This is a genomic window from Proteus sp. G2618, assembly GCF_009915995.1.
Classification (GTDB): Bacteria; Pseudomonadota; Gammaproteobacteria; order Enterobacterales; family Enterobacteriaceae; genus Proteus; species Proteus terrae.
Window position 1 is genome coordinate 341,618 of record NZ_JAABNI010000026.1, and the last position, 12,188, is coordinate 353,805.

6 protein-coding genes are annotated in these 12,188 nt (G+C 39.4%); 2 read left to right on the top strand and 4 right to left on the bottom strand.

Annotated elements, in window-relative coordinates; all coding sequences use genetic code 11:
- The first annotated feature begins 4 nt into the window (after positions 1 to 4).
- The gene (locus GWJ01_RS18180) at positions 5 to 6,262 is read left to right on the top strand and encodes a protein kinase domain-containing protein (RefSeq protein WP_161711431.1); all 6,258 of its coding nucleotides are present in this window, start codon (positions 5 to 7) and stop codon (positions 6,260 to 6,262) included.
- Positions 6,259 to 7,614, top strand: coding sequence for a hypothetical protein (locus GWJ01_RS18185; RefSeq protein WP_161711432.1), 1,356 nt, complete (start codon positions 6,259 to 6,261; stop codon positions 7,612 to 7,614). The genes GWJ01_RS18180 and GWJ01_RS18185 overlap by 4 nt, the downstream gene beginning before the upstream one ends.
- Positions 7,615 to 7,675: 61 nt before the next feature.
- Here GWJ01_RS18185 and fbaB read toward each other — a convergent pair whose 3' ends face one another.
- From fbaB to baeR, 4 genes are all read right to left on the bottom strand, one after another.
- Positions 7,676 to 8,725, bottom strand: a complete 1,050-nt coding sequence (fbaB, locus tag GWJ01_RS18190; protein ID WP_006533078.1) for a class I fructose-bisphosphate aldolase — start codon at positions 8,723 to 8,725, stop codon at positions 7,676 to 7,678.
- A 49-nt stretch (positions 8,726 to 8,774) separates the two neighbouring features.
- Complete coding sequence (gene yegS / locus GWJ01_RS18195; protein WP_161711433.1) at positions 8,775 to 9,668, bottom strand: lipid kinase YegS; 894 nt, start codon at positions 9,666 to 9,668, stop codon at positions 8,775 to 8,777.
- Positions 9,669 to 9,965: 297 nt separating this feature from the next.
- The gene (trhP, locus tag GWJ01_RS18200) at positions 9,966 to 11,345 is read right to left on the bottom strand and encodes a prephenate-dependent tRNA uridine(34) hydroxylase TrhP (RefSeq protein ID WP_088495277.1); all 1,380 of its coding nucleotides are present in this window, start codon (positions 11,343 to 11,345) and stop codon (positions 9,966 to 9,968) included.
- A 120-nt stretch (positions 11,346 to 11,465) separates the two neighbouring features.
- On the bottom strand, positions 11,466 to 12,173 hold the full coding sequence (gene baeR, locus GWJ01_RS18205) for a two-component system response regulator BaeR (protein WP_088495278.1): 708 nt from the start codon (positions 12,171 to 12,173) through the stop codon (positions 11,466 to 11,468).
- Positions 12,174 to 12,188 lie beyond the last annotated feature (15 nt).

Here is a 12,188-nt window from a genome sequence, read left to right on the forward strand (position 1 = left end):
AAGGATGACCATGATACGTTTTTGTCCTCACTGCCAAACTGAGCGTCAGTTAACCGAAATTTTCTGTGCAGGACAAGTGAATGATAAGCTTTGTGGATGGGATCTAACGATTGAACCTATTCATGAGTCAGGGTGGCGTCCATCTCCTCCAATATCTTCTTCCATTGATACACCTGCGATAATTCCCGATCTTAATCACGATCAGCCTAGAAAGTGTATTAACGGACACTTGATGGGAGAAGATGATTTTATCTGTTTTGAATGTGGTGCTGATCCGGCTGATGAGATTGAAAATAACGACGTTAGCGATAATGAAACGTTTAGATTGATTGGTGATTGGCGTCTTGAACAACGTATCAATTCTATTAATAGTGAAAGAGAACGCTATAACGTAAGCAATATCAAAACAGATCAAGAAGGTGTATTAACACTCTATCTTAAAGGTGAAGAGCCTGATCCTGCTATTTATCAAGTCTTAAATCTGATCTCTATTGACCATATTCCTGTATTTTACGAAACGGGTCGATGGGAGGATCGCGCTTGGCACGTTACTGAGCGATTAAACGGTGGTTCACTAAGCCAATTTATTGAACGCGGTGACTTTTGGCAATCGGATGAAATTAATGTATTAGTCTCCGAATTAGGTACGGCGATTGCAGCATTAACTGAACATGGTGTGCGCCATCGTGATTTAAAACCCTCAAACTTGATGATCCGTGCTCGTGATCCTCTTGATATTGTGGTGATTGAATATGGCTCGGCATGTTTATCTGAGTTCGATCTCGATATTGTCTCTCCGCTTGAAATTTCACGTTATAGTGCGCCAGAAATATTAGCGGGGGGTGTTTCGGCAGCATCAGACTGGTGGAGTTTGGGGATCATTTTACTTGAGCAATTAACGCAAGGAGCCTGTTTTAAACATATCCATGATAATGCGTTTTTAATTCAAGTAATGACTAATGGTGTTGAATTACCGGATAATTTAGAACCCAACATTCAATTACTTTTACGCGGCTTGCTCTGCCGTGATCGCTTTCAACGCTGGCAATGGAATGAAGTTAATGCGTGGTTACAAGGTTTAGCGGTACAAGCGCCAGATATTAATCACAACAATGGAAATCAGCAATATTATCAATTTCAATTTGCAGATCATCAATTCAATCAACCTGATGCGTTTGCGATGGTGGCGGCACAAGCACAATATTGGGATCAAGCCACACAATTACTTCTTCATGGTGAAATCACGACTTGGTTAAGCCAATTTGATAATAGTGGAAAGCAAGTTACCCAATTGCAGTCATTAGTTGAAAAACAAGATATTGAGCCAAGTTTACGTTTTACTCTCGCGTTACGAATTTTAAATCCGAATATGCCATTGATTCACCGTGGCGAGATCATTACACCTTCATGGCTTTTAGAGCATCCCTTATTAGGTTATCAATTAATTTGTCAGCCTATTGCTACGGAACTGCAATCTATTGATGAGACACATTGGCTTGTTCAGCTCTATTATCGTCAATGCGCTGTTCGTGAGAGGGCTCAGCAACAACGTATTCCATTAAATGAAGAAAGTTTACAGCTTTATTTGTTAATCACCTCTTTAAGTCAATTAGTGGCTCGTTGGGAGATCCTTCGTGCTGAATTTCCTGATGCCTATAATGAAAATCTACGGGCATTAATTGATCGTAAAAACATGCATGAAAATGACTATATTTTGTTATTAAGTGCAGAGATTGGGCAATATATCGCGATAGATTCGTTGGTGAATAATGCGGCTAAATTAGCCAGAAATCTTGCAATAAAGACGTTTGATAAACAGCAAGCAAAAACATTATTAGCCACCCCTCGATATCAACTTATTGAACAGCTTAGTGAAAGAATAGGGGATTTTAAGCGTGTTAATATCGATATTATTGATAGATGGGCTGATGATTTTCTTTTAACTCGTAGATTGCCTCTTGAGCATATTATTGTGATGCTCTGTATTCCCGTTGAACAATGGCAAGTACCTGAATCACAAAAATATATTTTAGAAGTATTGCATTTTTTTGCTAAGAAACTAGTTTCCACAAGTCAACGCGGTAATTTAGTCAGAATGCGTTTAACGCCAAATGCGGGGCGTGTTGATTTAACTGAATGCTGTTCTGATAATGAAAAAGTGACAAACTTACTTGAGCATTTAATTAACCGCAAGAAAAGGCTGTTTTCATTAGAGGGTGAAGTATTACGTCAACGTGAAAAATTAAATAATCGCTTGTGGCTCTTGCAACAGAATACTCAGTCTTACCAACGAGATACGGGTATTAACGGCATGTATTTAGGCTTTCCTTTTTTAGTACTAAATACGCAACCTAATAAAATAAAACCGCGTATTGCACCGCTTTTCTTGTGGCCTGTTTCAATGAATATTTTGGGTGGCACTCAAGGTGCTGTGCAAATTGGGTTTGATACAGAGCGTGCCTCAGTGCGTTTAAATCCTGCTCTGGCGAATTTTGTCGGTATTCCTGCGGCTAATGAATGGCAAAAAGTACTCGATAGCTTAATGTCACAAACGGGCTTGAGTGTCAGTGAAATGATGAGCACACTTTCGTCGTTATTAACCACAACTGAACATTCACTAAGCTCGTTGCCTTCATTAACTAAAGAAATACCAGAAAACAGTGCTTATATTCATTGTTCAGCAGTGTTATTTCACACCTCTTTTATTGGGCAAATGATAAGTGCTGATTTACAACAAATTGCCAATTTACCTATCAACGGCACGGCTCTTGCCACTATGTTGCAAGTCAATACACAGGCAAAAACGTTAGAAATACAAGATCCATTGGCTGATAACTATTTGCTGTCGTTGGCAGATCCTTCTCAAAATACCATTATTCAAGCGGCAAGAAAGCAAACGGGGTTATTAATAGAAGGACCTCCAGGAACAGGTAAAAGCCAAACTATTGTTAACTTAATTGCTGATGCAATAGGGCGACAAAAAACAGCACTGGTGCTTTGCCAAAAGCCTGCCGCGCTGGATGTAGTGTATAAACGATTAGTTGCAAATGGATTGCAAGATAGGGTGCTGATTATTCATCAAAACCCTAAAGGGCGAGAGATTATTTCAGCAATTAGAGAACAACTACAATTAGAGCGTAAACGGCAGTTGATTGCAGATGTTAAGCAAGATACCCCTTTTAATCGTGATAGAATGCTTAACTTAATTCAATTTTATGAAACAACATTAGATGCCTACTATAAAGCGTTATATCTAACGGATAAACAATATGATTATTCATATCGAGAAGTGTTATCTGGATTACTCGAATTAGAGTCACAACAAAAGCTAACAATAAGTTCGGATAAATTAACCTCACTGCTTTCTCAATATAATAAAACAACTTTTGTTCAGCTTATCGATAACTTAACGTTATATGGTTTAGATTGGTATGCGATTAATTATGAAAACACACCATTAAATGGTGTTGTATTGTTCTCACCTGAAAGTACGCTATATCGCCAATTTAATGAAAATATCACGCTATTTATCGAAGCAGAAAAACAGCGTGATGCAGCATACAACTTGCCTTATCAACAAATTACAATCGATAAATTAACGACTCACGAAACAACACTAGAGCAGTGTAAACAGCAGTTAAAAAATCGTAATACTCAACAATGGGATAATTTATCTCGTTGGTTAACTCTGTTTTTAAATGAACAAGGTAAGCAAGGTAAAGGTGAGCAGTTAATTGCTCAATTGGCGCAATTAGAGACACGTTTACAGCAAATTGATAGTGAAGGTTGCGATCCTTTAATTTTCCGCTTACTCGCTCCGTTAGATAATGCCATGTTAGCAACGTTATCAAGAGCGGCTACTGATAAGATCAAACCTTCATTCTTACGCTTCTTAAATCCTTATTATTATAGTCGAAACAGTAAGTTAAAAGACTTTATGGCGCAAAGTGGTATCGACGATAAAGCCGAACACTATATTACGCTACATAAAACCATCACCACAGAACAACAATGGCGTTTGTTGCACCAAGAGCTGCAACCTATTTATCAACAATTAGGGCTAGAACAGCACCTCAATCGACAAAATACGCAGTGGCAGAACACAATAAATAATGTTCTCATTGAGCTTAAAGCTAGTAATGATGATATTGCGATATTAGCGTTATATCCTCAATCTGAACATTTTGTTGAGTCCATTCAATCAGCGAAAAAACAGGGCTTTGAACAGCAATGTTTAGAAATTGAGAATGCCATTGTTCGCGCTAAAGCACAGCAAACTAGCCTCGCTAAATTAACTGGCTTACAAGAAACCCTCACCGAACTCTGTTATCAGCAATTTTATGATGCAATTAATCAAGGCGAGTTGCTGACAACTAGATTACAGCAGTTAGCTCAAAGCTTACCTTTTTTAAGTCAATTTCAGCTATTTCGAGAAAGAACAACGCATTTTACGCACAATGATTGGCAAGTTTTAGCATTATCACGTCAATGGCTTGATAAAAATGAAAGTTCATCTTCTAACCCTGTCGAGCTTTTAAAAGCAACATTGAGTCATATGTTTTATGTTGCTGTTAAAACTGAAATTGAAATAAAAAACACAGTATTAAAGACGCATACTGCTCAACAATTACAGGAATATATTGAGCAATTAACAGAGAGCTATCAGCGATTACAACAAGTAAATCGTGAGTTATTAACTGAAAATATCGAATTATCAAGAATTGAAAATGCGCGTCATTGGGAAAGAATAACACGCTTAACTGGGCCTAGAGCATTACGGTTACGCGAGTTTATTGACGAAGCGACTCAAATGGGATTGTTAAGATTGCGCCCTATTTGGTTGATGACGCCAGATGTGGCAAGCCAAATATTGCCTTTAAAGGCAGGACTTTTTGATAGCGTTATTTATGATGAAGCCTCGCAAATGCCTATTGAATTTGCATTACCGACGTTATATCGCGGCAAACAAGCCATTGTGAGTGGTGATGAGAAACAGATGCCGCCTTCATCTTTCTTCAGCGGTAAATTTAACGAAAATGAAGACGACGAAGATAACGATAACGAGGAAGATGAACAACAAGAGAAAAGTAGTGAGCAATGGGACTCAAGCCAAATTTGCCATTGCCCTGATTTGCTTCACCTTGCACGAACCGTATTGCCTATTCATACCTTAGATATTCACTATCGCTCGGCATTTAGAGAATTAATTAATTTCTCAAATTATGCCTTTTACGAAAATCGGCTGAATATTCCTGCCCAACATTCAGCGAAAACCATTAGCACAGTAAAACCGCTGCATTTTATGGCGATTAATGGCACTTATATTAATCAAACCAACGAAAAAGAGGCATTGGCGATCGTTGAACATTTAGCAACACTCTGGAAGGTGCCTTTTGATAAACGCCCTTCTGTGGGAGTGGTGACGTTTAATCAGAAACAAGCTCAATTAATTAATCAACATATTCGTGATCGCAATGACTATGATGTGGATTTTTTAAAGGCTTACACCGAAGAATGCGCACGCTTGGATAACGATGAAGATATGTCGTTTTTTGTGAAAAACGTCGAGAATGTACAGGGTGACGAGCGAGATGTTATTTTGTTTTCGACGACGTTTGGTCGTAATGCACAAGGTACTTTTAGGCGTAATTTTGGTGTGCTAGGGCAAACTGGAGGAGAGCGTCGCTTAAATGTCGCGATCACCAGAGCGAAAAAGCAAGTGGTTATCATGTCGTCAATGCCGATTGATGAAATCTCTGACCTATTAAGTACGAATAAACACCCTGAAATTCCGCGCGATTACTTACAAGGGTACTTAACTTACGCGAGTCATTGCCACCAGATTAATAAACAAGAGGAAAATAAACGTTTATTAGCCCGTTTATGCCGTACTCAAGCCAGCGTGGCAACGCAAGATCAGGTAAACGATCAGTTTGTTATTGATGTGAAACGCTTTATTGAGTCTCAGGGATATCATATTGCACCATCACAACAAGTCGGTATTTTCTCGTTTGACTGTTTAATCGAAGATGAGCAGCAAGGCAAATTACTGATGGGAATTGAGTGCGATATGCCACAACATGAGTGGTTATCTCAGGCTTGTGCTCGTGAGTTATGGCGAAAAGATATTTTGCGTAAAGTGGTGCCTTATCATTATCGCGTTTCGTTGACACAATGGTTTTATCATCGCCAAGAAGCGCAACAACAACTTCTTGAAGCCTTACAACATGCCTCTTTACTGAATGAAAAAGTGAGTGAATGATGAGTTCATCAGTGCATTATATCTCTGTAAAAGAAACCACAGTTATTCGTTATCACCGACAATTAGCGAATAGCAAAAAACAATTCAAGCAATGGAAGGCATTAGTTGAACAACTCACATATCAAGATGAACGTGTGAGCCAAATTGGATCGACTTTTAATGCATTGGTTAAAGATAATCAGCAATTGGATGCATTAGACGCTCGTTCAGTGAGTCGCTTAACAGAAAAATTAGGCCAGTTTATTGCACCGTTACGACAGGATATGAAAAACCTACGTGAACAAGTCATTGAAGAAAAAGCGCTTGTACGTCATATCCAACAGGGGAAACAGAAATCATCGGTACTGTTAAAACAACTAAAATCACAATTAGCACCCAACAGTGTTTTAAAGGCTGAAATTGAATTGAGCGAAAACATGAGTGTGGAAGAAATTAGCTTATTGCTATTTCGTGTAACGGGTGAAATTGAGGCGCAAAAAGCACAACTTAGCCCCGCTCAAACTGAATTATTGACACAATTAAAAGCACAATCCACATACACCCAACAGTTATGGCAAAGTGGTGAGCCTCAAAGCCCATTTGCACAGCAATGTCACCAAATTGAATTGATGATTGAAAAGTTACGGCTAGTGGGGAATGAAGTAGAAACCAATCATCATGCAAATCAGCTTATTGAAATGCAAAAGCTTTCTGATAGCAAGAAACAGCGTTTACTGGCAGATTCACTGATAATGAATATGGCTGAAAGTTTGCGTAATAGCATAAGACGCATTGAGTTAATGGAAGAATTAGCACGTCTATGTGCAGAGCTTGAAAGCTTTGATGATAAAGAGATGCTGACACTGAGTCGTGATACAGAAGCAGTTGCCTCATTAGCAACAGCCGAGCAACTTGATGTGATGATCACCAAGCTAAAACAGGCAATTGAAACTCACGAGCAACAACTTTCGATGAGACAGCAATGTGAAGCCGTATTAGCTGGCTTAAGTGAGTTAGGCTATGTGGTGCATAAAAATGCAGTAAATTCGTGGCTTGATAATGGGCAAGTTGTTGTGCCTCATGCCACTATTTCTGATTATGGCTTAGAGCTAGGCGGAAAACAGGCGCGTTTTCAAGCAAGAACAGTGGCGTTAACACATCAACGTGATACGACACGTGATAAAGATGTTGATGCCATTTGGTGTAGTCAACATCAGCAATTACAAACAATTTTGGCGAAGTCTCACGCAGAATTATTGATTGAGCGAGCATTGCCAGCAGGGCAAAATGCAATGAAAGTGATAGAGAGTGAAGATACTGCTCATCAACATGCAGTGACACAAGTGCACAAACCAAAAACGTTTAGCCGCTAAGCAATAAACAATAAAAGCCACTCAGTTCAAGTTGAGTGGCTTTCACATTTAAATCGATCAATTAAGCAATAGTGACAGATTTATTTAGATAAACATCTTGTACTGCATTAATTAGGGCAACGCCGTCTTTCATTGATTTCTTGAACGCTTTACGTCCTAAGATCAGACCCATACCACCAGCACGTTTATTAATAACCGCAGTGCGAACAGCATCTTCAAGATCATTATTACCTGAAGCACCACCAGAGTTAATTAATCCCGCACGACCCATATAGCAGTTTGCTAATTGGTAACGAACTAAATCAATTGGGTTTTCAGTGGTGAGTTTTGTGTAAACACGCTCATCAGTATGACCAAAACCAATCGCTTTAAAGCCACCGTTATTTTCAGCCATTTTTTGTTTAACGATATCAGCACCAATTGTTGCGGCTAAATGGTTTGCCTGACCGGTTAAGTCCGCACTTGCATGGTAATCAACGCCATCCTTCTTAAAGGCTGGGTTACGTAAATAAGCCCATAATACTGTGACCATACCTAATTCATGAGCGCGCTCAAAAGCCATTGAGATCTCTTCAATTTGGCGACGGCTTTCTTGTGAACCAAAGTAAATGGTCGCACCCACTGCAACAGCACCCATTTCAAAAGCTTGTTCTACACTGGCATACAGTGTTTGGTCATATTGCGCTGGGTAGCTTAGAGTTTCGTTGTGGTTTAGTTTCACAAGGAAAGGGATTTTGTGTGCATAGCGGCGAGAAACAGAAGCAAGAACACCATAAGTAGAGGCAACACAGTTACAACCTGCTTCAATCGCTAACTCAACAATATTTTTCGGATCAAAATAGAGTGGGTTTGCTGCAAAAGAGGCTGCGGCAGAGTGCTCAACACCTTGGTCAACAGGTAGAATAGACAGATAACCTGTTCCCGCTAAACGCCCGTGATTAAACAGGGTTTGCATTGAACGTAATACGCTATTAGGGCGATTGTTATCAATCATAACACGATCAACAAAGTCAGAACCTGGCAGGTAGAGATTTTCGCTCGGGATGGTTTGGCAACGATGTTCTAATAATGATTTTGCATCAGCACCTAACAAACTTACTATATCAGTCATTACATACTCCAGTTCATGATGAGATGAGAGTGATTGTCATTTATCTACATTAAGATAACAAGTCACATTGAGGCGGTAACCGGCAGTGGATCGCTTCAGGTAACACAATAAATTCAAATTTATTCCCTAAAAGGGGTTCTCCATCTAAATTAAACACCATTTCATGAGAAGCACTAATGTTTACCCAGCGACTTTCTCGCTCGATTATCTTGTCATTCTTCTTGCTATCAAACATGCTGCTTAAAATGGATGGGAGAAGCTCGTGAGCCTCAACGATGGTGATATTGAGCTTATTGTCATTAATTAAGGCATCAGAACATAGTTTTTGTCCTCCACCAGCTTGACGGCCATTGCCGATAGCTAAAATAAGAGACTCACCTTCCCAGTGGAAATTTTCCGCTTCAATTGTGCAATGATCCGCTTTTAAAGAGTCGATACTTAAAAGACCATTAATAAAATAGGCAGCTCCACCTAATGCAGACTTTAATGCTTCAGGCGTTTCTGTTGTGATTTTAGTTCCAAAGCCCCCAGATGCCATATTGATAAAATAGTGTGTCTTATTCACGGCGATTACATCAATAGGTATTGCACGGCCTTTAACGGCTAAGTTAAGCGCATTTTCCATATCACGAGGGATCTGTGCGCTGGTGGCAAAATCATTTGCTGTGCCTAAGGGAATAATGCCAAGTGTCGGTAAAGATGAGGGGGAGAGATGAATTAATTTAGAAACAACGCTATTAATCGTTCCGTCGCCGCCTGCGGCAATCACCGTTTCGGCTTGCATATCGATAGCTTCTTGTACAAAACGTTGTATATCACTAGATTCCCAAGTCACTCTTACTTGGAGATTAAAACCTTCGTTACGTAATTGGTAAACCGCTTTTCTCAATGCACTGTTGTTAGCGCTTTTTCCATTAATGATTAGCAAACTAATTTTACTCATTGATGAGTCCCTTTAATTGAATCACTCTTTTAAAGGTAATGGATATCGAGAAAATTACTATTTTTTTTACAAATGATAACGAAAAAGAGAATGGGCTTTATGTAAGAGAGAGTTGCTAAGGAGAGTATAAAAAGAAAAGGCAAATCCAAGGGAGATTGGATTTGCCAAGGAGGTGGTTCCTAGTCTTACTGTATTCATTCTAGTTCTTTATTTTTCGGAACTGATGATACGGTAAACAAATCATTATTGATGTGATCTGTATTTGAAATTGACCACTTTAAATCAGATTATGACGCTTTACTTCACTTCTACCGCATCAATTTTATGCGGTTGACGTGTTGTTGTACCTTGTAGATTGCGGATCAGCAGTGCAAAATCTAAATCAACATCTTCAGGAACAGATAAATAAACCATGTGACCATTACCTGGTGCAACATCGGTTGGCTGTTGTTTTTTGTTAAACAGCGCTTCTAGCGTAAATTGAATATTTCCAGTTGGTGTCATTAATTCTAGGCTATCACCTAAAACAAATTTATTTTTAACATCAACTTCGGCTAAACCGTTTACACGTTTACCTGTGAATTCACCAACAAATTGTTGAGTGTCAGAGACAGAGTAACCATATTCATAAGTCTGGTATGCATCATGGGTATGACGACGTAAGAAACCTTCTGTATAACCACGGTGTGCTAAGCCTTCTAATGTCGTTAGCAGTGTTGGATCGAAGGGTTTGCCTGCAACGGCATCATCAATCGCACGACGGTACATTTGAGCTGTACGGGCACAGTAATAGAAGGATTTAGTACGACCTTCAATTTTCAGCGAATGCACACCCATTTGAGTTAATTGCTCAACGTGTTCAATCGCACGTAAGTCTTTAGAGTTCATGATATAAGTACCGTGTTCATCTTCGAACGCAGTCATATATTCACCAGGACGTTTTGCTTCTTCGATTAAGTAGACTTTATCGGTTGGTGCGCCAACACCTAAAGTAGGCTCAACGTTTTTAACTGGGATTGGCGTGTATTTTTCAACGATATTACCTACATCGTCTTCTTTGCCTTCTTCGACTTTATATTCCCAACGGCAAGCATTAGTGCAAGTACCTTGGTTTGGGTCACGCTTATTAATATAGCCAGATAACAGGCAACGACCTGAGTAAGCCATACATAATGCACCGTGAACGAAAACTTCTAATTCCATATCAGGAACTTGCTTACGAATTTCAGCAATTTCATCAATAGAGAGCTCACGAGACAGGATCACACGAGTTAATCCCATTTGACGCCAGAATTTTACGGTTGCCCAGTTAACGGCATTGGCTTGTACTGAAAGGTGGATATCCATTTCAGGGAAGGCTTCACGCACCATCATGATCAAACCCGGATCAGACATAATCAGCGCATCAGGACCCATATCAATGACGGGTTTTAAGTCACGGATAAAGGTTTTTAATTTAGCATTATGCGGTGCGATATTAACCACAACATAGAAGCGCTTACCTAATTCGTGGGCTTCTTGAATACCTTTAGCAAGGTTTTCGTGGTTAAACTCATTATTACGCACACGTAAGCTATAACGTGGCTGACCTGCATAAACGGCGTCTGCGCCATAAGCAAATGCATAGCGCATATTTTTTAATGAGCCAGCAGGAGAGAGCAATTCGGGTGTAAACATGGTTAAATTTCCTGGTTCTGATTTCAAGTCAGTCCCCCACACATTGGGTAGGGGTATATCATAAAGGGGTGGATTCTAGCGCTTAAGTGTAGCGAGGTTCAATGTATTCCTGAAAAAATATCATCGAAAACGGTAAGCTTGGGTTTCCCAACGATAACCTTGACCATAAATTGAGCGAATAAATTCAATTTGATCGTTAAGTTGCTCAAGTTTGCGTCGTAAATTTTTAATATGACTATCAATGGTTCTATCCGTGACAATGCGGTAGTCATCATAAAGGTGATCCATTAACTGATCACGGGTTAATATTTTACCGGGTTGCGTGGCTAAGGCTTTTAGCAAACGAAATTCCGCAGTCGTTAAATCGAGAATTTTATTGTTGTATTGGATTTGATAAGCCTGCTCATCAATAACGACTAATTTATCGCTTTGAACAATATCTTGTGGTCGATAAAAACGACGCAATAAGGTTTTGACTCGGGCTACCACTTCTCTTGGGCTATAGGGTTTGCAAATATAATCATCAGCACCAATCTCAAGCCCAAGTAATCTATCAACTTCTTCTGTTTTAGCTGTCACCATAATGATGGGAATATCTGAAAACTGACGTAACTCTTTACAGACCGTAATGCCATCTTTAACTGGCAACATGAGATCTAACAAGATTAAATCGTAATGTTGTTGTTTTACACAATGACTCACTTCAGCGCCATCCGCTAACCAATGAGTTTGATAGCCAGATGCTTGAAGGTAATCAATAAGCAATTGGGCAAGTTTAGGTTCGTCTTCAACAATCAGGATTGAATAGGGCGATTCAGATACTGTCATTTATTGGCTCAATGG

What these genes read in the sequence shown, in the direction of transcription:
- fbaB (WP_006533078.1), bottom strand. Translation starts at nt 8,725, where the DNA reads ATGACTGATATAGTAAGTTTGTTAGGTGCTGATGCAAAATCATTATTA.
- baeR (WP_088495278.1), bottom strand. Translation starts at nt 12,173, where the DNA reads ATGACAGTATCTGAATCGCCCTATTCAATCCTGATTGTTGAAGACGAA.
- yegS (WP_161711433.1), bottom strand. Translation starts at nt 9,668, where the DNA reads ATGAGTAAAATTAGTTTGCTAATCATTAATGGAAAAAGCGCTAACAAC.
- trhP (WP_088495277.1), bottom strand. Translation starts at nt 11,345, where the DNA reads ATGTTTACACCCGAATTGCTCTCTCCTGCTGGCTCATTAAAAAATATG.
- GWJ01_RS18180 (WP_161711431.1), top strand. Translation starts at nt 5, where the DNA reads ATGACCATGATACGTTTTTGTCCTCACTGCCAAACTGAGCGTCAGTTA.
- GWJ01_RS18185 (WP_161711432.1), top strand. Translation starts at nt 6,259, where the DNA reads ATGATGAGTTCATCAGTGCATTATATCTCTGTAAAAGAAACCACAGTT.